This window comes from Sphingobacterium spiritivorum, from assembly GCF_016725325.1.
GTDB lineage: Bacteria > Bacteroidota > Bacteroidia > Sphingobacteriales > Sphingobacteriaceae > Sphingobacterium.
In genome coordinates this window covers 2127974-2151464 of sequence record NZ_CP068083.1, presented here as the reverse complement: position 1 = coordinate 2151464, position 23491 = coordinate 2127974, and the positions used below count along the sequence as shown (strand labels likewise).

Genomic DNA, 23491 nt, shown 5'->3' with positions numbered 1-23491 from the left:
CTTACAGATTGGAAACAATAATAAGATCCAGATCTTTGGCAGGGAGATTAAATTTATTTGCCATATCCTTATTCGTCAGGTTGCCCTGATACAGATATATGGCACTGCGGATTCCCTGATTAGCCCAGATCATTTTATTCATCCCCCCTGCCTCACCAATCTGCAGTAAGATCGGTGAAAAAATATTTGTAAGTGCGTATGTCGCTGTACGGGCAACCCGGGAAGCAATATTGGGCACACAATAATGAATCACATCATATTTACGAAAGACCGGCTTATCGTGGCTGGTTACTTCCGAAGTTTCAAAACATCCTCCCTGATCTATACTCACATCAATCAGTACGGAATTGGGTTTCATCTGCGAAACGGTCTCTTCTGAAATTATGCAGGGTGAGCGACCATTTACAGCTCTTAATGCTCCAATGACGACATCGCAGGATCGTACAGCTTTGTTCAACACGATGGGTTGGATAACTGAAGTAAACACTCTGCTGCCTACGTTATTCTGTAGTCGTCTGAGGCGGTACACGGAACTGTCAAATACTTTGACCTGTGCCCCAAGTGCTATTGCTGTACGTGCCGCAAATTCACCCACAGTACCTGCTCCGATAATAACCATTTCTGTGGGCGGAACACCTGTAACGCCCCCAAGCATCAGTCCTTTGCCATCAAATACATTACTCAGGTACTCTGCTGCTATAAGGACGGCTGTAGCCCCTACAATCTCGCTCATCGCACGTACCACGGTCAGATGACAACCTTCGTCCTGGAGATACTCATAGGATAATGCAGTAACTTTCTTTTTAATCAGAGACTGCAAGACCGCCAGATCCATCATAGAAGGCTGTTGTGAAGAGAATAATACCTGCCCCGTTTTCATAAGACTGACCTCTTCTAAGGTCGGACTGGCAACTTTAATGATCAGATCCGCCTTATACACTTCCTCACTGCTATAGACGATCAATGCCCCCTGTTCGCTATAATGCTGGTCTAAAAAATTAGATCCTGCACCGGCATTCGATTCTAAAATGACCTTATGTCCGTTTTCAATCAATAAAGCCACAGACAGTGGAGTCAGGGCAATTCTGTTCTCCTGAAAGGATACTTCTTTCGGAATGCCTATGGTAAGACTGTTTTTTGATTTGCCAACAGCCATTAATGCCTCCTGAGGCTGCATCATTGCCTGTTGAGCGATCTTGGAAATACTACCCATCTATTCAAAAATTATCTGTCACTAATTTAGGCATTTATTAAGCTTTATTACAATAAATATGCTCGTTTTTCATAATATGGTACAATATTAGCATATAAAATGTAATTTGGATATTAAAAAAAAATTAGATTTGTATAAATTTTTACCCACCCTATAACACATGAAAATTTTAAATTCAGTCAATCAACTGAGCATTGTCCCTCGTTGGATAATTTTTCTTTTTGATATTGCCTGTGCTTCATTTGCCTTTTTTTTAGCCTATTCTGTCTTTTATAACTTCTCTCTGGAAGCATTTTACAGACCGGCTCTGGCCATGGAGTTTCTGTATTGCATGTCAATAACGGCTGTTGCTTTTTTGATTTTCAAAACACATACGGGCATTATCCGCTACACCAGCGCTGTAGATTCCATCAGATTCTTATCAACAGTATTGTTTATTGTAATTGTACTCTTTGCAATCAAATTATTCCTGATTGCCATGCGTATTCCGACAATATTACCGACTAATCTTATTATTCTGTATTCGTTATTCGCTTTTGTCTGCCTTTTTATCTACAGAACTTCTATTAAGGTGTTTTTTCAATACACAAAAGTAGCGCAGGACAGCAAAAAGAATACATTGGTATTCGGAGCAGGTGATCTGGGTATCGCAGTCAAAAGAACAATGGATCATGATCTGAGAGCAGCAAATGCTATTATCGGCTATCTGGACGACAGTGATCAGAAAATCGGAAAATCAATTGATGGCGTCAAGATTTATTCACCTGATGATTTAGACAAGCTGATCCCGAAACTAAATGTGGAAGAGCTTATTATTGCATCTCATAACATCCCTGCTACCCGCAAGAATGAAATCACGGATATCTGCCTGGAGCATAATGTTAATGTATTGACGTTGCCTCCAGTGCAAAAAATCATCAACGGAGATCTTAATCCTAATCAGATTCAAAAAATAAAAATAGAAGATTTGTTAGAACGTGATTCTATCAAAATATCAAACAATAATATTCTGGAGCAGCTGAAGGGCAAACGTGTACTGGTAACCGGAGCAGCTGGGTCTATAGGGAGTGAAATTTCAAAACAACTTGGAAAATACGATCCGCAAATGATTATTCTTTGCGACCAGGCCGAATCTCCTCTTCATAATCTGCAGCTGGATCTTCAGGATCTCTATAAAAATCAGGTATATCACAGCTTTATAGCGGATGTGAAAAATTATGAACGTATGAAGAATCTGTTCGACACGTTCAAACCACATGTTGTCTATCACGCTGCAGCATACAAGCATGTACCTATGATGGAAAACCATCCTATTGAGGGAGTTCGAACAAATGTATTGGGCACTTTTAATCTGGCAAATCTTGCTGTAGATTTCGGAGTTGATAAATTTGTATTTGTATCGACTGATAAAGCAGTCAATCCAACAAATATTATGGGTGCTACAAAACGGATAGCTGAAATATATGTACAATCCCTGAATAACCATCTGGAGAAATCAGAGAAGAAACATACCCGTTTTATTACAACCAGATTTGGAAATGTTCTGGGATCTAACGGGTCCGTTATTCCACGGTTTAAAGATCAGATCGAAAAAGGAGGCCCTGTAACGGTAACTCATCCGGAAATTACCCGATATTTTATGACTATTCCGGAAGCCTGTCAGCTTGTTATTGAGGCGGGTAATATGGGTAACGGCGGTGAGATTTTTGTATTTGACATGGGAAAATCTGTAAAAATCGTTGAACTGGCTGAAAAAATGATCAAATTATCGGGATTTGTCCCCAATCAGGATATTGAAATCAAATTTACAGGCTTACGTCCGGGAGAAAAACTCTATGAAGAGCTTCTGAATGACCTTGAAAATACGATGGCTACACATCATGAAAAGATTATGATTGCCAAAGTCCGGGAAAATGACTTTTCTTTTGTACAGAGTGAGTTAGATACTCTTTTCACGATTATTAAAACACAAAACGAGACCAATATTGTCAAACAAATGAAGCAAATCGTGCCGGAATTCAAGAGTCAGAACTCCATTTATGAGGCTTTAGACAAAAAGGACATTCAGATTCAATAACTTAATCATCCTTAATAATTTAAATCTAAAACACTTGCAAATAATTTTTAAAAGTGTAATTTTGCGTTCCGAATTTTTATTTTTTGAAAATGTCAAATAATCAAACCCGTGCAGCGGAAACTGCATATAAACCTCAAAAAGGTTCATTTTTCGTTGAAAACCAAAAAAGCATTACTTTCATAATCGGAGGTATCCTTGTATTGGTAGTGTTATATTTTGGATATCAAAAACTTTATTTGGCTCCTCGTGCCGAAAAAGCTGCTAACCAAATCTTCAAAGCAGAAGAATATGCTGCTTCTACAGATGATTCGTTACAGAAAAGAGCAATTTCCGGAGACGGAGCTTATCCGGGATTCAAAGAAATTGCTGAAGAATATTCGAACACCAAATCTGCTAATATTGCAAATGCATACCTTGGAGGTCTGTATTTGAGAGAAGGTAAATTTGCAGAAGCAATCGAAGCGCTTGAAAAATATTCTGACACAGGTAGTCAGATTTTGGATCCGCTTGTTGTTGGAATGTTAGGTGATGCCTATTCAGAGCAAAAAGACTATAATAAAGCGGCTACTTTCTACAAAAAAGCGGCTGATAAAGCTGATAACTCATACACAGCACCTCTGTTCCTTAAAAAATTAGGACTGGTATATGAGCAATTAAAAGAAAATAAAAAAGCGGAAGAAGCTTATACGAAGATCAAAAGCAATTACCCTGAAAGCCAGGAAGCAGCTATGATCGAAGGTCTGATCGCTCGTGTAAAAGCTGAGCAATAAGAAGCTTTAAACTCCGGTACTAAAAATTTAAAGGCTGCTAATAGCAGCCTTTTTCATTATATTTGTATTTATATGGCAAGTAATCTTAAAAATTTATCCGATTTTTCTCATATACAGGTCGGTGACGCAAAGCAATTCAAATTCGGAATCGTAGTGTCTCAGTGGAACGCTCAGGTAACCGGAGCGCTCTTAAATGGAGCAGTTGAAGGACTGTTGAAACATAATGCTTTAGAAAGCAATATTGAGATTGTAGAAGTACCCGGAAGCTACGAGCTTATATCCGGTGCGGATATAGTATTGAGAAACAAAGATTTTGACGCTGTAATCTGCCTAGGTTGTGTTATTCAGGGAGAAACCAGACATTTTGATTTTATCTGCGACGCAGTGGCTAATGGTGTGGCTAATGCCTCTTTAAAATATGGGAAACCGGTTATCTTTGGTGTATTGACAACGGATAATTTACAGCAGGCCCTGGATCGTGCTGGCGGTATTCACGGTAATAAAGGTGAAGAAGCTGCAATTACAGCTATCCAGATGGCTCATATCAGTGCAAAGTATGCCTAATGAATTAAAAGATTAAAAACGATGAAACGTTATTTTATTTTAGTAGTTGGGATTCTCTTTATCGTATCCACTATCCTATCTTCCTGTTCATCGACACAGCAATGTGCCGCATATAGTTCTTACCCTAAGAAAAAGCACAGAACAAGATAATCACTTTGCTGTGGTTATGCGAATGTGTTATTAATTGTTACAATGATTAATAACGCATCTACTCAATTTGAATATAATATGAAAACATTCAGAATATTATTATACTTCACCCTTCTTTTATCATCTGCTTTATTTCCCAAACTTAGCTTCGGACAGGATACTACTCCTACTGTAAATAAATTGTGGGAAGGAATCGGAGGAAAAAACAAATGGGATGATACACATTTTATTTTATTTTCGGCAGCAGGTAATAACGCCTCAACATTTATTGAAAATCCACGAAAATTTTTAATCAACAGACAGAACGGAGATTGCCGGTTTGAAGGCGCTACTTCTTCAGGTGATGAAATCACACTCTTATTCAATTACAAGACCAATAAGATACGTAAGCTTTATGTCAATGAAGTAGAGCAGACCAATCTGGATAATTTTTCAGCTAAAAATTTCCCTTTGATCACCAGGCAGTTTAAACAAGATGTATCGTTGCTGTTTCTGCCTACTGTATTAGGAAGTAAGCAATTCAAAACCGGAGATGCTCAACAAAAAATAGTGGATGCGGAGAAGTTAACCGTTGTAACAGTGAATTCTACAACAGATCTTAATGTAAGGCTGAATGGCAAACTTTTCTTTAATTCTGAAAGCGGTAAAATTCGCCGTTGGGAGCTTAATACAGAGGATGATAGCGTGCAATATCTGATAGATAATTTTAAAGATATAGGTGACGGACTGATTCTTCCTACGACTTTTAAATCACTCAATGATAACAGCAAAAGTGTCATATTCAGTACCGTAGCTGCTTTTGTTGATATGGAATTAACAAAGTTTACAACTCTTTAGATTTTTTGTAATATGAACTGGAAAAACATAACATCAATACCCCAATTAGATGAAATCATAGCGGATAATCAGATTCATGCTATATTCAAACATAGTACACGATGCCCGGTAAGCAGCATGGCAAAAAGATCTCTGGAATTTAATGAAGATTTACTGCCTGAAGGTGCGAGCATTTTTTATCTGGATCTGATTGCACACCGGGATGTTTCTAATGCAATTGCGGAGAAATGGAACATCAGACATGAATCTCCTCAGGTACTGATTGTAAAAGGAACTGAAGCCTTATATAATGCCTCACATGAGGATATAGATATGGCGGATATTGCTAAATTCTTTACATTATAAAAAAGGCTCTTTTAACAAGAGCCTTTTTTTATGATGTAAGTTTAGTAAGTAAACCGGATTACTTTTCCTTCGCGTCCGGTAGAACTAAAGACTCGTAAAGAATAGGTTTTCCCCTTCTCCAGTTTGAGCATTCCATTTTCCACTATGGCCGCCGTCTTTGTAGGAACTGTGCCATCTGTGGTATAACGAACACTTCCTGTAGGGTATTCTATATTTATCAATGCATTACTATTCTCAATCCTGACACCAACAGCAGGCAGACGATAGTGATAACCTCCGTTTAATTTATCCAGTTTCGGTAACTCTACAGTACCCAGCTTTTTTGAAAACGAAGCATAGTCCTTGTCAAAATCTTTGACATCATAAGTATCTGTTACTTCCCATTTCTTTTCCGGTGACCAGGCTCTTTCAGCTACCGCCATAAAACGTGGAAAAATCAGGTATTCCAGATGCGCAGGACTTTCGACGGTCTCCGCCCAAAGAGCACCCTTTACACCCAGAAAATTCTTTCTTCCTGTTGCAGTCAGCCTTTCTTTAGGTTTAAAATATGCTACACCTTTTGCTTTTCCCTTTGCGATCTCCAATACATTTAAAAAGAAGTTTTCGGGAGCAAATGAATAAGCTTCTCTCAGATTGATATACGCTGCCCAGTTCAGTCCCGGCTCTTCAAATAGTGGTGTCCATGCCATATCCAGATAGAAGTTACTGGCGCTGGCAAATATAACTTTATAACCTGCATTGGCTAATTTATACGCCAGATCTTCCTGTCCTCCGCCGATAAGATTATTCCAGACATCTACCTGAATACGCTGATCTGCCAATTTAGGATTGACAACCATTCCCTTTCCTTCATTATGCATCCCCATTTCTTCCCAACCTTCCATGATCAAGCCTTTTTCATGTGCCAGATTATTGATCTTGTTGACGTAATATGGCCAGACCTGATTGACAGATTTAAATCCTTCCCGGCTCATCAATTCAGCAATTTTCGGAGACTTCTCCCAAACACCTACAGGAACCTCATCTCCTCCGAGATGAATGGTTTTTAATTCCACCCCGGCAGCTTTATGCATAACTTTGAGTTCATCCACGACTTTTCCGATAAACGTGTAGGTCGACGTCAAAGCCGGATTCATTACATTATCGTTCCAGTTTTGTGCTGAATTGTATTCTGATTTATCCTGTAAGTCATACAGCAGATATTTTTCTGCTTCTGCCTGATTGCCTTGCTTCATGTATTTTTCATAACGTGCCTGCATAGACTTGATCGCAGCACGTGCATGGCCAGGAGTTTCGATTTCCGGCACCACTGTGATATGTCTGGCCTTTGCATACTGAAGAATCTCAATGTAATCTTTTGTCGTATAATATTGTCTCCCTTTACCTGCTGCTCCGGATCTGTATGCAGGTTGTAAAGAACGTCCATCCGCAAAAGATGCTGACCGCTGACTGCCGACTTCAGTAAGTTCGGGCAGTCCCGGGATCTCAATGCGCCAGGCTTCATCTTCTGTAAAGTGAAAATGAAAAACATTCAGTTTATACATAGCCATTGCATCCAGCATCTTCAGTACCGTTTTTTTATCCTGAAAATTTCGGGATACATCCATCATAAATCCGCGATACTTAAAGCGGGGCTTATCCTTTACCTGGAGATGTGTTAACGTAATGTCTGCACTATTCGAAACCACTGGAAGTACAGACTTCAGTGACTGTAAACCATAGAATGCTCCAGCAGCAGATGAAGCCCGGATAAGAATTCCACTTCCGTCAATAGTCAATGTATATTCTTCTTCCTCCATGCCCTGTGCTTTCTCTACACGGACTGTAGCATCGTTTGCTGAGGATAATGATGATTTATAGCCCAGGTTTTTCAAATCGTTAACGAAAATGCTACTTTCTGCCCGGAAAGCAGGATCCGCCTTTACAGCCAGTTTTGAAGGTATGGCAAATGTCTTATCTGCATTTCTGGTTAAAGATAAAGGAGTCGGCAGGATCAGTTGCCCTTGTTGGGTATTGCCTTTCGTATTGAACTCATATTGTTTAGCTAATATTTCCAGTACCTCACTGTTAGAACGCTTAGGCACTATCACTGTATACTGAGGGACATCATATATTTTACCCTTCTGATTAATAAAATAAAGACCTCCCGGTGCCTTACTTGTGTTCCTTAACGGAGCAATAGCATCGAAAGATAATATTAAGGAGTCATTCGGATTTATTTCCTGATAGGAGGACTGAAGAAACTGTAAAGCATAAAGATCTCCGTTACGGTGCTCTATCCTGTAATTTGTATTTCCTTTGTCTTCTTTTACCAAAAACAAGTAATTGAACATTAATGTCCAATCCTTAAGATTCACAGGTTTCTTGCCAATATTTTTGACAATAAACATAGATCTGGAAGATTCATCAATAGATTTGGCATCATCAATCTTCCAATTCACCTGCAAGGATTTATTTAAGGCAATATCCTGCGCCTGTACCTGGTAGGAACATCCCATCAATATACTTACAGCCAGACTTGCCCAATTTTTATTTCTCATATTTCTATATCGCTATGATCTTTGATTTTTAACGCATTAAAATACACAAAATTGGTTAAAGACATTGCAATTAAAAAAAATAGTAAGATATTTTCAATTTTATTTGGCATAATAAAATGATGTTTCTATATTTGCACACCGAAACACAAAAAGGCCCGTTCGTCTAGGGGTTAGGACGCAAGATTTTCATTCTTGAAACAGGGGTTCGATTCCCCTACGGGCTACAGAAAAAGCATCAATCTTATCAGATTGGTGCTTTTTTCTTTTACAATCAACTTTTATTTAAAAGCCCGTAAATGGCTGTCCTGTCTATTCTAATTTTGACAAAATCTCTGGAATGGTAAGATTGGATATCAATCCATATATTCTTAAAAGTGGAAAGCAGCTCATTACTGTTGAGCTTTATCCAGGTTATGATCATCAAAACATGCGTCAACCGCATCTTGAAAACGGAAGTAAATTTACCCTTAAAATAGAAAAAACAGGTTTGGGAAAAGATGGAGACCTAAACATATCAGAAGAAATATTTGAATAAAGAGTAGAAAAGGAAAACTCCCACACGAGGCGAACAGTAGTAAACAATCAAACATTTGAATTATTTTGTAATTTTGCATAACAAAAAAACAACGTTAAACTCTACAAATTGTCTAATTATGAATAGATATTTTTTATTGGTATGGTTTCTATTATTTTCGACATTTTCATTTTCTCAAAGTTTTAAAAATGAAACCATAAAATCATTTATCGATAAATCTATTGAATTAATAGAAGTGAATTCAATTCACACAGAAAACCTCGAAAACATTAAACGTGAATTATACAATAAATCCCAAAGCCTAAACTTGATAGATGAGATTGCACCTTTATATGAGGAAGTATTTAAACAGCTGAATGATTATCACGGAGGCTTAAAATATAAAGGAAAAACATACGGTTGGAACAATCCCAACGCAATGACAAATGCCTATCTAAAGGACAAAATAAAAACTAACAAAAACACATTTAGTAAAGTCTTTGACAAAAAAATCGGATATATCAGAATTATAGGAAACAATGATTTTGCTTTTAAAAAAGTAGATAGTTTAACAAACGACCTTGTATTTCATATCAACAATATAAATTCAAATAAAATTAAAGGGTGGATTATAGATTTGAGATTAAATACAGGTGGAAATATGTATCCTATATTACTTGGTTTGAAAGAGTTTATCGGAGATAATATAATGTTTGGCGGGTTTAGAGATGCTCACAACAAATCTACGGGAAATTGGGAAATCAAAGAGGGAAAATTATTGATTGACGGTATTGTATTAGACAGACAAACAGATTTAGATTATCCTATAAAAACTGATATTCCTGTAATTATTTTAACGAGTTGCTATACTGCAAGTGCAGGAGAAATGACTGCCATATCTTTTATCGGAAGAAATAACGTCTCTATTGTAGGAGAGCCGACGGCGAATTATACCACAGCTGTACAAGGTTTTGAGATAAATGAAAACGCAGGTATTAATTTATCAACAGATTATGTTGTGGACAGAAATTTAAAAGTGTACAAATCAAATATTCTGCCTGATTTTGAAGTTTTAGATGGAGATAATTTAGAAGATCTAAAAAATGACTTGAAGATAATCAAAGCACTGGAACTGTTGAGAAAATAACAAAGCTATTGGGAATATAACAAAGCCTTTCAACAACTTGCTGAAAGGCTTTTTATTTTATTTCAAAATTGAAACAAAGCATAAAAATATGATTGCAAAAATCGGAAAGGGAAGTAATTTGTACGGAGCAATTTTGTACAATCAGCAGAAAGTGGAAAGGGAAAACGGAGCAGTTCTGTTGCTGAACAAGATACCCGACACAATAAACGGCAGGTATTCCGTAGCGCATCTCAATAAGTGCTTTGAACCATATGTGTCGGGATTTGGAACAGAAATACAACCTGCAAAAAGCCACTGAACAGGAGCAGAAACAAACCAATAAGGTTTTCAAGCCTGTAGATTATAAAAATGGCGATATAAAGCGCCAAATTGCTTCGGTAGTGCGACACCTGCTGAAGTATTACAGCTTTCCAACTTTGGGAAGTTATAATGCTTTGCTATCACTATTCAATATCACAGCGGAAGAAGTCAAAGGAGAGCGGAACGGTCAGCCAGTAAACGGATTGGTCTATGTGGAATTGACAAGAACGGAAACAAACCAAGTAATCCGTTCAAAGCATCACTATTCGGGAAAGATGCAGGGATTGCATATCTGCAAAAGCACTTTGAGCAGTCCAAAGAGAAAATGAAAAGCAACCCTGCAAGGTCTGTCCTGAAAAACACCGTGGAGCTTGCGATACACACCACAAACAGCGAAACGGAATTTAAAAAAGCAACTTGTTGAGCAGGGTATCAATACGGTTGTCTGCAGGAACGATAATGGACGGATTTACGGTATTACGTTCATCGACCACGAAAGCCGTACCGTTTGGAACGCTTCACAATTAGACAGAAACCTGTCGGCAAATGTATTTAATGATTGGTGGAACAACGGGAACAAGCCCGAAATAAAGATACAGGACAGCCCTGTTTCCAAAACGAATACAAGGGACAACCTACCAAAGAAAGACTTTTTTGAGTTTATCCCACAGGAGCATTCGTCTAATTTCGATTTAGGATTGTTCAGCTTGTTACCTGAAGCACACGGCGAGGATTACGAGGAAGACAGTTTGTTAAACGGATGAAGAAAAAGAAACAAAGGAAGTTTTATTAAATAATAGCGCAGTTGCAGTACTTGGAGATGATATTTTAAAACAGATAACACAGGAATTGTTAAAAACCGTTCGTAACAGTACGACTATCGACTGGACAATAAAAGAATCCGTTCAGGCAGAACTCCGCAGAAATATTCGGAGAGTACTCAGAAAGTCAGGCTATCCTCCAGATTTGCAAGAAAAAGCAGTCGGTGCTGTAATTACACAGGCTAAAATGTTAGCAGATGACTTATCAAAAATAATACTCAGCAATAGAGAGTTAACATAGTAGAATAATACTTTAGTTATCATCGTTGTTTATCACAGTCAACTGCACCAAATCTTCCAAAAAATGTTTCGAGATTTGTTCGGTTTGGGCTACAGAAAAAGCATCAATCTTATCAGATTGGTGCTTTTTTATTTTACAATCAATATTCATTTAAAAGCCTGATTATTCTATACCCAATATAAAGGCTGAAGATTTATTTAACCTTAATCCTTGATTCCATGAAGTTACCTGCTTGTAAAGTTTTTACGGATATTAAACGGACTATAACGATTTTTAAAAGATCTTCCCGAAAGTGATAAATAGCTGTTTACTTTGTATTCTGGCAATGTGATCAGTAAGATTGTAATACGAAAAATATGATAAAAATAGGTATAGCGCTTTTATTGACGGTGTACTGTGGTTATGGATATGCACAGGAGATAAAAGATAGTGTATTGTCAACCGCAAACCGGATTAGTTACCTTTCGGAAAAAGTACACAGATTTAACAAAGAACCATTGTATCAGCTTGAGGTAGAAAGTTTGTTTAGCTTCAGTATTCTGGTAAATGACTGTCCTGTCTATTCCAATTTTGACAAAATCTCCGGAATGGTAAGATTGGATATCAATCCTTATATTCTTAAAAGTGGAAAGCAGCTCATTACTGTTGAGCTTTATCCAGGTTATGATCATCAAAACATGCGTAAACTGTATCTTGAAAACGGAAGTAAATTTACCCTTAAAATAGAAAAAACAGGTTGGGGAAAAGATGGATCCCTAAACATATCAGAAGAAATTGTGTCGTATAAAACTGCTGATGAAACGACTGATTTGACAAAATTACAAACATATAAAAGAGATATCAGCTTTAATGCCTCTATTCCTTATCAGCTTGAGGGATGGAAAAATGGAAAGGATTTAACCCAATTGGATAAAAAACAACTAGAACAGCAGATCCTCCATTTTTATAAACAGATTATATCAGTGTTTGAAAGCAATGATTACGATGCTATAAATTCTCAATTTTTGAAGGCTGATGCAGAGTGGTATCAGGCGATGTATTTTCCCGAAGATATCATCACAAGATTCCAAACAGCAAAAGGTAGAAAAGCGAAATCTGTGATGACAACGTTATCAGGCTCAGAACAAAATTCAAGGACATTTTTTCCGCTTGAAAATTATGTTTTAAGATTTTACGGAGAAGGAAGAATGGTTCGGTTGGAACCGAGAGATGGAATCAATAAGGGCGAGTCTTTGCTGGGGTACGAAGATGATAAAAACGGTATGAGTAGAAAAACATTTGTAGATATGTTGTTATATATTCCTAAAGGAGAGACTGCATTAAAAATTGTAAGATAAATAGTTTTTATAGCCTTATTACAAAGAATCCCATTGTGTTTTATCCGGCCAAATAAGGTTACAGTTGACGGGAAGAAGAAGCCCAAGGTACCACTAAAATTTTCAGGAACTATACGTTCCTTTCAGATCTCCTCTTCTTCCTCCCGAAATTGGATATGGCTTAAGCTATAATGATTTATTTACAGGATATTCTCCAGATATTTCAGTACTTCTTCCTTTTTACGGCTAGACACTGGTATCTGTTGATTATTTTGCATCTGCAAAAATCCTTCTCTGTAATATTTGATCACATAATGGAAATTGACCAGATAAGACTGGTGACAACGGAGAAAACCAAAAGGGACCAATATACCTTCGTACTCAATCAGTCCTTTAGAAACCAGGATTTCGCGTTTATCCTTCAGGAAAAAAGTGGTATATCCTTTATCACTTTTACAATACATGATGTCTTCAATGGGCACTACTTCAATATATTCCACGCTTTTCAGTGCAATACGTTTTGTACTGGCAACGCCTTGATTTGTATAATGATGTCGTGCAATTTCCAGTTGCTGCCGATCGAAATGTTCCTGTGTACGGTGATGATAACATCTATCCAGAATTTCTTCCAGAGCCGTCTCATCTATAGGTTTGAGCAGGTAACCAAAAGCGCCCATATTAAGCGCCTGAATAGCATACTGATCATAAGCGGTCAGGAAAACCACCTGAAAATTTTCATTTCCAATTTCATCAAACAACTGAAAGCTATCGCCGTCCTTCAGTCGTATATCCGCTAGAATGATATCCGGTTTCAGTTCGGGAATCTCTTTGGCGGCTTTGGAAACTTCAGCAGAAGTTCCTACAACTTGTACATAAGAGATGTTCCGGACAACTTTTAAAAGATGTTGCAGAATTCGTGTTTCGTCTTCAAGAATATAAAGCTTCATATATTTTTAGTTTTCAGATTAATCTTTCATTTCAGGAATTACAATATTTACTACTACTCCATTTTCTCCAAATTGTTTTTTATCCTGTGTTTCAAATTTTGCTTCTTCTCCTTTGGATTTAAAGAGTACCTCTAATCTTTCTTTAAGGATAATACTCGCAAGAGACTGTTTCTTATGCTCGCTTTTACCTTTTTCCGTAAATCCTGTACCGTTATCATCCACAACAATCTGCATCTGCTGATCCCTGACACTAAAGGATAACTTCAATAAGCCTTTGTATGGAATGTTTCTGAAACCATGCTCTATTGCATTTTCAACAAATGGCTGAATCAGCATTGGAGGAATAAAGGTCCTTTCGGCAGCAGTATCTTCATCAACACTAATCTCGTATTCGAAAAGCCCTACAAATCTCATCTGTTGCAATTCAAGATAATTTCGCAGCGATGTGATTTCTTCTTCCAGACTAATAAAGTCTTGTCTGTTTTGTTCCAGCACATTACGAAGCAGTCTTGAAAAAGCCGTTAGATAACGCACAGATTCCTTGGAGTCTCCGGTCGCAATAAGACTCTGTAAATTGGCAATGGCATTGAAAATAAAATGAGGGTTAAGCTGTACCTGAAGCAACTTTTGTTCAATATTCAATCGCTGATTTTCTGATTGCAAAAGTTTATTTTTTTCTTTCAGGCGATACTGACGCTGGATAATATACAGGAATGACAATATACCGATGAACACAAGGGATGCCAGTACAAGCGTCCACCGTTGTTGCTGAATGATCTTTTCATTGAGCACATTCCGGTTACTCAGCTCTGCGATATTACGGTCCTTTTTCTCCGCTTCATACTTTTCATGTATTTCTGCAACTTTCACCGCATCAATCTCTTTCAGGTTACTCAATTCCAGATCATAAGCCTGTTCAGCCACTTCCAGTGCTTCTACATGAGCCCCCACCATCTTATATGCATTAATCAACCCTCTGTAATAAACAGGTTTTTGTTTTCCGGCGGGATTCTTTTTAGCAAATGCAATCGCTTCTTTATAATAATAGATTGCGGAGTCTGCCTGCCTGTTATGAATAAAGCTGGTGGCCAGATTATTATAAGCAATATCATTCAGGTTATTCGTCTTTTTCAGGTAATTAAAATAAGTCCGGCTACTGGCCAGTGCCTTATCATATTTCATCTGGCGCACGTATACCTGGGCTTCATTATCATATGTGCGGGCTATAGCCAGACTATCATGTATGCTTTTGGCGAGCTTGCGGGCCTTGTCATTATACAACTTCATTTTTTCATAATCTCCCAAACGGGAGGCCAGCAAAAATGAAATATCATAATAACGCTGTTCAATCACAGGGTGTGATTTATACGGATGTTTTTCATAATAACTTTCAGCATATCCTAAGGAAACCTTTTCATTATCATTCTGAAAATATGCCTTGGCTAACAGGTCGTAAAAACGGTATATAAAACGACTCTGACGACGCTCCGCTGTTTCCAGTCCATTAACAATCTTTTTCATCACAGATGCACTCACTGTCACCCCGTTATTGATTGTATAATCCAGCATATTAACTGTTTTCAATAATTCAATATCATCATCCGGATTTTTTCCTTTCATTTTTTCATATTCCATCAATGCACTGTCCCGCAGCTTGTCCTGCATATACATTCTTGCTTTGAAATAATGGTAAAATGGATTATTAGCAGTATCTGTATTGTGATTCAGCAGGTTGTATTCCCGGTTAAGCACTTTTTTATACGCTCCTGAAGATAACGTATCCATAGCAATGATCAGAGACAGATAATCCTTTTGAGCGGTTACGTTGGATTTTGTTTTCTGATCCTGATTTCTTTCTTCCTTTTGCCTGCAGGAAAAGACAAACAGGAAAAACAAAATCAGAAAAATAAAATATGCTTTTCTTACAATCATAAGTACTACATTATAACTAAAGCTAAAACAGCTCTATCCAGACTATTTCGCTTTCTGTTCCGAATTTATATGGAATTGATCTAAAGGTAAAAATAGAAAACTTCTGAAAAAATAGCGGTTAAATATTTGATGGCTTTCACCCTATATATGTGCCGGATGCTGTCATATTTGTATACTACAACAAATAAAGGATAGATTACAACAGATATAGACCCGAAGGCAACAGATATGGATCGTCCCATTTCACGACACAGAGACGGCTTTATATTTGTTTTATCATGTATAATATGAAATTGATCCTTACGTGTATACTAATCATGACGTTGTCCACTTCCTTTGCCCAATACAGCAAGGAAGACAGTATACGTATGGAGACACTGGAAGATCAGATAGAAGAAGCATCCCAGCAAGATGATAATGTTCTAAAAGCCAGTCTGTATGAGGAGCTGCTACAGATCGCTCCAAAAAACGGCCGGTATCTTAACAATGCAGGAACTACATATTTCCACCTGGAAGATTATCAGAAAGCAAAAGAAAAATTCAGACTGGCAGTTTTATACGCTCCGGAAAAGCAAGCACTGTATTTCACAAACCTGAGTGCTGCCTTTGCGAAGCTGGAAGACTGGGAAAGGGCATACGACTATGCCCGAAGAGCTCTGGAAACTGAAGAAACAGATCTCACGCTATTTAATGCGGCTTCTCATGCAAATAATGCAGGAAAAACAAATGCCTGTCTTCAGATACTCAACAACGCAACTATTCCTTTAACGGCAGACGTACAAAGTTTATATGCCAGAAGCTACATGACTCTCGGAGATCCGACTAAAGCTATTGAACACTATGAATTATTCTTCAGATCGTATGATATAACATCGGCAGTTGCTAAGGATATCAATATGGACGATGAACGCAGCAATCTGTATCAATCTTATTTATACGAACTTTCCCTGAAAGCATATCAGAATATCCCTATGGATCCTGACTGGCAACGCATGACAAATCTGTATATCACACTCATGAATACAGCACAAAAAAGAGCAGTAACCTGGACTGGTACATTAAGTCGTATGAATGAAATATTGCCGTTACAACCTGCTTATAAAAAGAACTTTAAGGATCTGATGTATGCATATAAAGGTTTGAATGAGGAAGAAAAAATCTGGAGCCGATATATGCTGAAGGATTCGGCTGAGGCAAATGTGATGGCTCAAAAGTGGATTCATGATCATCAGAATACGCAGGATTACAGGCAAAATCAACGAATAAGAAGAATAATCTTTTATCTTGCTCTGGATGAGTATCTCTGCCAATGGAGTAAGTCCAAACAGCATGACACATCAGTACTTAAAGAGTTGACAGGGATATTTTCAACACTATTTGATAAAGAGAAGCTTCATACAAGTACCTCAAATCTGCTCCAGGACGATTTCTTACCTCCTACATTTCAGGAGATAGCAAAAAAACTTAAACAAACATTTGCAAACAGGAAAGATGCTTTACCCCTTATAGAAGGATTTATATATGCACTTCCAGACAGTCAGGTCAAGACAGAGATGATCAAAGAAATACCTAAGTAAAAAAATTATGGAACATCAGAAACCTCTACTAACATATAAGAACCGTCGTAAACAAAGGATTGTTATTGTTATAACCTTACTCCTGCTGGCCGGTGCCTCTACTTGTTATTTTTTCTATAAAAAGGACGCAAAGAAACCTTTAACAGAAGTGAAAAAAGAAAAAGCTGACAGTTTAAGGATAGATTCACTACGCGCTGACAGTACCAAAAAAAATATTATCAGACAACATCCGTCTCCTTCTGACATTGATGAAGAACCGACAGCATACAGTGAGCGTTACCTTATCCAACCCGTAACAGTTAACGGACGCCATTTCAGATTCGGCGATAAAGTATTTGTAAATGAGGATCGTTCAGATGCGGAGAAATCCCTTATCTATCTTCGATCTTCTTCCGGTTCCTTTTCCAAAACACCTCTGCTCATCAGCAGCGAAATACTCGTCCCGGAATCTCAATATGAAGAATACAGACAGTACTTCTCTCTTTCACCATTTAGTGAGCTTGATCTGAAAACTAAAAAGCTATTGCTATCCGAAAATTACAGCAATGGTACAACCTATAGCATTACACAAAATGCAGAAAGGGCAAAGTCTACAATTTGCTTTGGAGATTTTGATGCAGATGGAAAAAAGGATGTAGCCGTTATCACGGATAATAATGAAAAGCAAAAAAGCAGATTCCTTATTATTTGTACCAACATGGCGACGCAGGAAAAGTATCTGGCATTCTCAGAAAATTATTCCGACAAAATGAAGATCAATTCTTTCAAAAAAGATGCAAAAGTAATCATGAATACCGCAGAACTTACCCCTGCTCCTGTAGATGGAATCATTCTTCGGGGAGAAGATGTAAAGCTGGCGATTATGTATGATCTGAAATTACAGAAATTCAAAACCTACTATCAGGAATAGTAGAAAATAGAAAATGAAAGCAGTAAATTTATAGATTGAATTCTTTATTTGTGACACGGCGACCACATATTCATACATCATAACGAGATGAACAAAAAACGACTGTTTACGATTCTGTTTGCCTTGACTTTTGTCTTGCTCACTTCCTGTATTTCCAGATTAAGAAGACCGGAGATTACAGGGAAAGTCCTGGATTACAATAATAATCCGATACCGGATTGTCATGTCGGAGAAGCTGTAACAGATAGTCTGGGAAACTTTGTTTTACCGGAACAGAGATATAATGCCTTTCTTCTTACTGAAATGTTTTATATGGAAGCCCCACCTATGCATGTAGGTGAGATTATAGAAAAAGCCGGATATGAGTCTGATGAGATTGAAATGTTCAGCAGATACGGAGGCGGCGCAGGCAAAGGAGCAAAAATGGAGGTAGGAAATATCTATCTGAGGAAAATAAATGAAAAGATAAACATACCTCAAGTATTACAAGGGGAATGGTTACTAAGTGCAAACAAGCAACTGGACACCTTATATCTGGTGCATTCAAAAATGAGAGAGTTGTATACAACCTCAAAATTTCAGAATTTTTACAGCTTGTATGAACAATATACGGACAATTACCTCCGGAGTTTTGGCCCCGATAATTTACCTGAAGGGACAATTCGTAAATTCAATTATCTGGAATTCCGAAATGATCGAAAGGTCAGACTGACAAAGATCATTCAATATGGAAATAAAGATGGAAGGTCATCAATTGGTGAGAAAAACATACCCAATGACACCCTGCAATTTTCCGGCACGTGGAACATGGTCAATGATACTACTTTACACTTTGCAACAGATGATAAAGAGTTGAACAGTACTTATCAGATTCTTCAATCGGACAAATCATTTTTGCAACTCCGAAAATCAAAATAATATCTGTTTATGATCCGGAGTATTCCGAGCCATTGGTCGCAATATAAACACTGGGTGTCACGCCATAATGCTTATGAAAATCACGCGAGAAATTAGACTGTATGCTGTACCCCACCATTGTTGCTATCTGAGTGATATTATATTCTTTTTGTAAAAGCAGTTCGGCAGCTCTTTTTAATCTGGAGATGTTGATCAGTTCATTAGGCGTAAGGTCAGACAATCCCTTAATCTTGCGATATAAAGTAGGCCGGCTCATATTCATTAGCTTAGCCAGTTCTTCTACATTCAGATCGATATCCGAAATGTTGTCGTAAATGACCGTATTGAGCTGGCTGATAAAATCTTTATCCTTCGCTGAAACATTGATATCCGTTAACTTTGAGGCTGGAGAATTGGTAAAATATGCTCGGATAATCTTTCGGTTTTTTAGTGTATTACGTATTTGTACAAGTAAATACTCCATTGAAAACGGTTTTTCAATATAAGCATCTGCGCCTGTTTTTATTCCTTCAATTTTGGCATCCAAAGCATTTTTAGCTGTAAGAAAGATCACCGGAATATGGCTGTACAGAAGATCTGTCTTGATTCGTTTACACAGAGCCAATCCATCCATGACTGGCATCATAATATCAGTCAGCACCAACTGCACATTGCTACTATCGAGAATATCAAGAGCTTCCGCCCCGTTGGTAGCTCTCAGAATAGTGTAGTCCACCTTTAATTCCTTATTGAGATAGGCCAGTATTTCCTTATTATCTTCTACAAGCAGAATAACCGGTTTATCAGTGTCTTCGCTATTGTGTTCATTTTCTGATGTATTATCTTCTGTATCTCCCGGATCCTCATCGAGAGATTTTATATCCAACGACTGCTCCTGTAAAATAGGGCAGGAAAGCAGAAAGAGATTTAGGGATTCTTCTGTATGAACCAGAGACAACACTCCTTTATGCAACTCCACCAATGAACGGGAAAGTGGTAGACCAATACCCGTACCCGTACCTTTTTGTGTGTCGTTAATCCTGTAAAAAGGCTCAAATATTTTTTCCTTTTTATCTGATGGTATTATTTTACCATCATTTCTAAACTCAATGTTAAACATGATATCGTCACTATTGAAAGGCAGAAGCTTTACCCTAACTTCATGATCGGCATATTTAATAGCATTATGAATCAGATTCGTGAGTATTTTTCTAAATGCTTCTTCATCTACATAAGCTGTCAGACTTATACGGGGTAAAGCAAGTTCATATTGTAATGATCTGTCTTTTGCCAGATAGTTCAGATCATTGAATACTTCGGACAATAGTGCATTTATATCCGTTTTGGTGAAAGTAAGGCTCATATTATTGTTTTCTGCTTTTCTAAAGTCTAATAACTGATTTGTCAGGCGTATAAGTCGCAGTGTGTTTTTTTCGATCAGACTCAAATCCCTGACAGTCTCGTTATCTGTAAATTTTTGTGTACGTATGATTTTTTCCAATGGCATTCTGATCAACGTGAGTGGTGTCCGGATCTCATGTGCCAGATTGGTAAAAAACTCCAGTTTAAGATTATAGATCTCCTGTTCTTTTCTCCGCTCATAGATATCCATTTTACGGGTATTATTGGACTTGATCCATAAAAAATAATACCTTAAAATGAGAAAAATGATTGTTCCAATTGTCAATGAATACAGCAGATAGGCCCAGGTAGAAAACCACCAGGGAGGGGAAACAATAATTCGTAATTCTTTTATTTTCTTATTCCATACCCCATTATTATTTGCTCCCGTGAACTTAAATGTATACGACCCCGGAGGTAATTTGTTGTAATAAATCTTCTGATTCCCGGTGGTCTCTGTCCATCCTTTATCATATCCCTCCATGATATACCGGTACGCATTGCTCTCAGGAGACACATAACTTAAGGCTGCAATGTTAAAGTTGATATTTGAATGATCATAGGTAAGTCTGATCAGTCCGGACATAGAGATAGATTGTCTCAGGAATCCATCTGACCTGACAGGTACATCAGCATTGTTAATTTGTATACCGCTGATAAATATGGGCGGTACGAAATGGTTTTTAATGGATCTGGCAGGATTAAAACTGACCATGCCCTTAATCGTACCAAAATATAATGTTCCGTCTGTATCTTTAAATGCAGAGTTGTAATTGAATTGGTCTGTAGGCAGGCCATCTCTTGCCGTATAGGTAACGCTTTTGGAATTATTCTCTTCCAGTCTAACCAAACCTTTACCTGTAGATATCCATATCGTATGGTTATCATCTTCCAGAGCTTTGAACACCTGATTGGAAGACAATCCTGCCACAGCAGGATAATTGGTAAAATGTCCGTTTCTGTTATACTTTGAAAGTCCACCTTCTGTACAAAGCCAGATATTTTTTTTGCTATCCTCAAATAATCCGTTTACATAATTATTGATTAATGTATTTGGTTTTCCCTGCTCACTATACAACTCATGTACAACTCCTGATGTCCGGTTATAGATCAACACACCACTTCCATATGTATTGATCCAAAGTATTCCATCTGTATCTTCATGTATTCCCTGTATCCAGGCAGATTTGACGGGTAACAGTTTAAAGCTATTATTCTTTTTATCAAATGCATACAAGCCACGGTCAGTCCCGACCAACATCATGTTATCTTTCGTTCTATACAGACAAACAACAAACTTACTTTGCAAAACTCCCTCTCCTATTGCATTATAGTGGTGCTTCAGTTTGCCAGTCTTGATATCCAGAATATCGAGCCCGTGTGATGTCGAACCCACCCACAATTCATCGTCCATAGTTGTCAGTCCATGGATATTGGTCAGCGTGATGCTTCCCGGCTTTCCGTCAGCAATAAAATGCTGAATCAGGCCAGATTGGGAATTGATCTTATTCAGTCCGCCATCTTCTGTACCAATCCAGAAATTTCCATATTTATCCTTAATAATCTCATGTACTATATTTCCCGAAAGAGCCGATTTCCCGGAACCCGATAAATATTTCTTAAAATTGTCAAACTGATTGATATACTGATTCAATCCCCCGAAAAAAGTACCTGTCCAGATGCTACCTTCCTTGTCTCTGTAGAAATCCACAATAACGTTATCCGATATCGTAAATGGGTTAAGAAGATCCTTTTTTATATGATGTATACTTCCCGTCTCCATATCATAAGTATAAATTCCGGTTTCCGTTCCAAGCCAGAATACGGATGCCGATTGCTGAATAATACTATTGATCTGAATTACTTTTTTGGGGAATATCTGCGAAAATAAATCAATAGGTTTTCCTTGTTTTAAATCAAATAAATAGGCTGTATTGGTGGTTCCAATAATCAGAAGAGAGTCATGGATTCCGTAAACCGTTTTAATATTGGATCGGATATTTTCGGGGATGGATTGCAGATTTATTTCAATAAACTTGTTAAGTTTTGGATTATACCGCTTTACAGCATGCTTGCTATTGACAATCCAAAGCGTACCCTCCAGATTACAGGTAGCCGCAATAATCTCTCCTTTTTCATGTTCAACTGGTATTATTCCGGCGTCAGACGGATTGTATCTGTAAAGTTTGTTATTGGAGGTAAGCCAGATAAAACCACCGGATTCTTTTATGAGTCTGACCTCTCCTAAAGGTATCTTATTGAAAAGACTGAAATTCTCTTGTACAGGATTGTAAAGATAGACTCCCTGTGTAGTACCTACCCACATCGCTCCTTTCTTGTCGGTCAGTAAACTCAGTATAGAAGAACTTCCTATACTCCGTAAATCGGAAACTTCGTGTCTGAATATTTTAAATCTGTTGCCATCGAATCGGTTTAATCCATTTCTGGTACCATACCATAAAAAACCCTGTTGATCCTGTGTAATAGATGTTATGGTATTATTGGAAAGGCCATCATTTGTCTGGTAATTTTTAAAATAGGTAGGCTGCGCCTGTACAACGCTCGTTACAAGCAAGATACAAACCACAAGATTAAAGATAACTCTTTTCAATTTCTACTTTTTTAAACTAAAATAATCAATAAAAGGACAAAAAATAGTTTTACTGATACGATATGATATAAAATTGAGACGCTGTGATTGAAGTTACAATATTGCTTTGCTGATTTTTATGTAATTATAATAACCAAATATAAACGTATGCTTTGCCGTAAAATTTTACCGGAAGATATCTGGGCATTTGTTTTTCAGTCCGTCAGCTACTAACACAAGACTGTGTATCAATAGCTTAGGAGCGTATTAATTCGAATGCACATTTAAGGTGTGAGTTAGTGAAAGGTACTTTTCTTAACCGACCGGAACATCTGCTGAGTAGTATTCAATCAATTATAAAAAAGCGAAGATGAACGATATACTTCCTTGATTTCATATCCG

Annotated in this window: 17 protein-coding genes, 1 tRNA gene and 1 pseudogene; 14 read left to right on the top strand and 5 right to left on the bottom strand. The window is 37.6% G+C overall.

The features are described 5' to 3' along the window. Position 1 precedes the first annotated feature (1 nt). Positions 2-1213 carry an alanine dehydrogenase gene (locus I6J02_RS08840; protein ID WP_002997700.1) on the bottom strand — a complete coding sequence of 404 codons (1212 nt, stop codon included), beginning with the start codon at positions 1211-1213 and terminating at the stop codon, positions 2-4. A 160-nt stretch (positions 1214-1373) separates the two neighbouring features. Between I6J02_RS08840 and I6J02_RS08835 the strand changes: the two genes are divergently transcribed. The 5 genes from I6J02_RS08835 (at position 1374) to ytxJ (ending at position 5956) form a co-directional block, all read left to right on the top strand. Then, a complete protein-coding gene (locus tag I6J02_RS08835) occupies positions 1374-3290 on the top strand; it encodes a polysaccharide biosynthesis protein (RefSeq protein ID WP_201681352.1) in 1917 nt (638 codons plus the stop codon). An 89-nt stretch (positions 3291-3379) separates the two neighbouring features. Next, positions 3380-4060, top strand: coding sequence for a tetratricopeptide repeat protein (locus tag I6J02_RS08830; RefSeq protein ID WP_201681351.1), 681 nt, complete (start codon positions 3380-3382; stop codon positions 4058-4060). A 72-nt stretch (positions 4061-4132) separates the two neighbouring features. Continuing rightward, positions 4133-4624 (top strand): 6,7-dimethyl-8-ribityllumazine synthase, encoded by a 492-nt coding sequence (ribH, locus tag I6J02_RS08825; protein WP_201681350.1) that lies wholly within the window; start codon positions 4133-4135, stop codon positions 4622-4624. 228 nt (positions 4625-4852) lie between these two features. After that, a complete protein-coding gene (locus I6J02_RS08820; RefSeq protein WP_236582377.1) occupies positions 4853-5611 on the top strand; it encodes a hypothetical protein in 759 nt (252 codons plus the stop codon). A 12-nt stretch (positions 5612-5623) separates the two neighbouring features. Then, complete coding sequence (gene ytxJ, locus I6J02_RS08815) at positions 5624-5956, top strand: bacillithiol system redox-active protein YtxJ (RefSeq protein WP_201681348.1); 333 nt, start codon at positions 5624-5626, stop codon at positions 5954-5956. A gap of 41 nt (positions 5957-5997) precedes the next feature. Here ytxJ and I6J02_RS08810 read toward each other — a convergent pair whose 3' ends face one another. Continuing rightward, entirely contained in the window at positions 5998-8496 is a 2499-nt protein-coding gene (locus tag I6J02_RS08810) for a family 20 glycosylhydrolase (RefSeq protein ID WP_201681347.1), read from the bottom strand. 152 nt (positions 8497-8648) lie between these two features. Between I6J02_RS08810 and I6J02_RS08805 the strand changes: the two genes are divergently transcribed. From I6J02_RS08805 to I6J02_RS08780, 6 genes and pseudogenes are all read left to right on the top strand, one after another. Further along, positions 8649-8720, top strand: a tRNA-Glu gene (locus tag I6J02_RS08805). 113 nt (positions 8721-8833) lie between these two features. Continuing rightward, the gene (locus I6J02_RS08800) at positions 8834-9031 is read left to right on the top strand and encodes a hypothetical protein (RefSeq protein ID WP_236582376.1); all 198 of its coding nucleotides are present in this window, start codon (positions 8834-8836) and stop codon (positions 9029-9031) included. A 118-nt stretch (positions 9032-9149) separates the two neighbouring features. After that, the gene (locus tag I6J02_RS08795; protein WP_201681346.1) at positions 9150-10157 is read left to right on the top strand and encodes a S41 family peptidase; all 1008 of its coding nucleotides are present in this window, start codon (positions 9150-9152) and stop codon (positions 10155-10157) included. Positions 10158-10245: 88 nt separating this feature from the next. Then, a pseudogene (locus tag I6J02_RS08790) lies at positions 10246-11250 on the top strand (relaxase). A gap of 56 nt (positions 11251-11306) precedes the next feature. After that, positions 11307-11519 carry a type I restriction enzyme endonuclease domain-containing protein gene (locus I6J02_RS08785; RefSeq protein WP_236582375.1) on the top strand — a complete coding sequence of 71 codons (213 nt, stop codon included), beginning with the start codon at positions 11307-11309 and terminating at the stop codon, positions 11517-11519. Positions 11520-12106: 587 nt separating this feature from the next. After that, a complete protein-coding gene (locus I6J02_RS08780) occupies positions 12107-12856 on the top strand; it encodes a hypothetical protein (protein WP_236582374.1) in 750 nt (249 codons plus the stop codon). Between the two features lie 179 nt (positions 12857-13035). On the opposite strand, the gene I6J02_RS08775 is transcribed toward I6J02_RS08780, so the two are convergent. After that, positions 13036-13782 (bottom strand): LytR/AlgR family response regulator transcription factor, encoded by a 747-nt coding sequence (locus I6J02_RS08775; RefSeq protein ID WP_201681344.1) that lies wholly within the window; start codon positions 13780-13782, stop codon positions 13036-13038. An 18-nt stretch (positions 13783-13800) separates the two neighbouring features. Continuing rightward, on the bottom strand, positions 13801-15714 hold the full coding sequence (locus I6J02_RS08770; RefSeq protein ID WP_201681343.1) for a histidine kinase: 1914 nt from the start codon (positions 15712-15714) through the stop codon (positions 13801-13803). 287 nt (positions 15715-16001) lie between these two features. Between I6J02_RS08770 and I6J02_RS08765 the strand changes: the two genes are divergently transcribed. From I6J02_RS08765 to I6J02_RS08755, 3 genes are all read left to right on the top strand, one after another. Next, a complete protein-coding gene (locus I6J02_RS08765; protein ID WP_201681342.1) occupies positions 16002-17291 on the top strand; it encodes a tetratricopeptide repeat protein in 1290 nt (429 codons plus the stop codon). Between the two features lie 7 nt (positions 17292-17298). After that, positions 17299-18201 (top strand): hypothetical protein, encoded by a 903-nt coding sequence (locus tag I6J02_RS08760; RefSeq protein ID WP_201681341.1) that lies wholly within the window; start codon positions 17299-17301, stop codon positions 18199-18201. 87 nt (positions 18202-18288) lie between these two features. After that, positions 18289-19119, top strand: coding sequence for a hypothetical protein (locus tag I6J02_RS08755; RefSeq protein ID WP_236582373.1), 831 nt, complete (start codon positions 18289-18291; stop codon positions 19117-19119). Between the two features lie 7 nt (positions 19120-19126). Here the strand turns inward: I6J02_RS08755 and I6J02_RS08750 are convergent, their stop codons facing one another. Then, positions 19127-23110, bottom strand: coding sequence for a two-component regulator propeller domain-containing protein (locus I6J02_RS08750; protein ID WP_236582372.1), 3984 nt, complete (start codon positions 23108-23110; stop codon positions 19127-19129). Between the last annotated feature and the right edge of the window lie 381 nt (positions 23111-23491).

Coding starts and splice junctions, on each gene's coding strand:
- I6J02_RS08840 (WP_002997700.1), bottom strand. CDS start 1,213: ATGGGTAGTATTTCCAAGATCGCTCAACAGGCAATGATGCAGCCTCAG.
- I6J02_RS08835 (WP_201681352.1), top strand. CDS start 1,374: ATGAAAATTTTAAATTCAGTCAATCAACTGAGCATTGTCCCTCGTTGG.
- I6J02_RS08830 (WP_201681351.1), top strand. CDS start 3,380: ATGTCAAATAATCAAACCCGTGCAGCGGAAACTGCATATAAACCTCAA.
- ribH (WP_201681350.1), top strand. CDS start 4,133: ATGGCAAGTAATCTTAAAAATTTATCCGATTTTTCTCATATACAGGTC.
- I6J02_RS08820 (WP_236582377.1), top strand. CDS start 4,853: ATGAAAACATTCAGAATATTATTATACTTCACCCTTCTTTTATCATCT.
- ytxJ (WP_201681348.1), top strand. CDS start 5,624: ATGAACTGGAAAAACATAACATCAATACCCCAATTAGATGAAATCATA.
- I6J02_RS08810 (WP_201681347.1), bottom strand. CDS start 8,496: ATGAGAAATAAAAATTGGGCAAGTCTGGCTGTAAGTATATTGATGGGA.
- I6J02_RS08800 (WP_236582376.1), top strand. CDS start 8,834: ATGGTAAGATTGGATATCAATCCATATATTCTTAAAAGTGGAAAGCAG.
- I6J02_RS08795 (WP_201681346.1), top strand. CDS start 9,150: ATGAATAGATATTTTTTATTGGTATGGTTTCTATTATTTTCGACATTT.
- I6J02_RS08780 (WP_236582374.1), top strand. CDS start 12,107: ATGGTAAGATTGGATATCAATCCTTATATTCTTAAAAGTGGAAAGCAG.
- I6J02_RS08775 (WP_201681344.1), bottom strand. CDS start 13,782: ATGAAGCTTTATATTCTTGAAGACGAAACACGAATTCTGCAACATCTT.
- I6J02_RS08770 (WP_201681343.1), bottom strand. CDS start 15,714: ATGATTGTAAGAAAAGCATATTTTATTTTTCTGATTTTGTTTTTCCTG.
- I6J02_RS08765 (WP_201681342.1), top strand. CDS start 16,002: ATGAAATTGATCCTTACGTGTATACTAATCATGACGTTGTCCACTTCC.
- I6J02_RS08760 (WP_201681341.1), top strand. CDS start 17,299: ATGGAACATCAGAAACCTCTACTAACATATAAGAACCGTCGTAAACAA.
- I6J02_RS08755 (WP_236582373.1), top strand. CDS start 18,289: ATGAACAAAAAACGACTGTTTACGATTCTGTTTGCCTTGACTTTTGTC.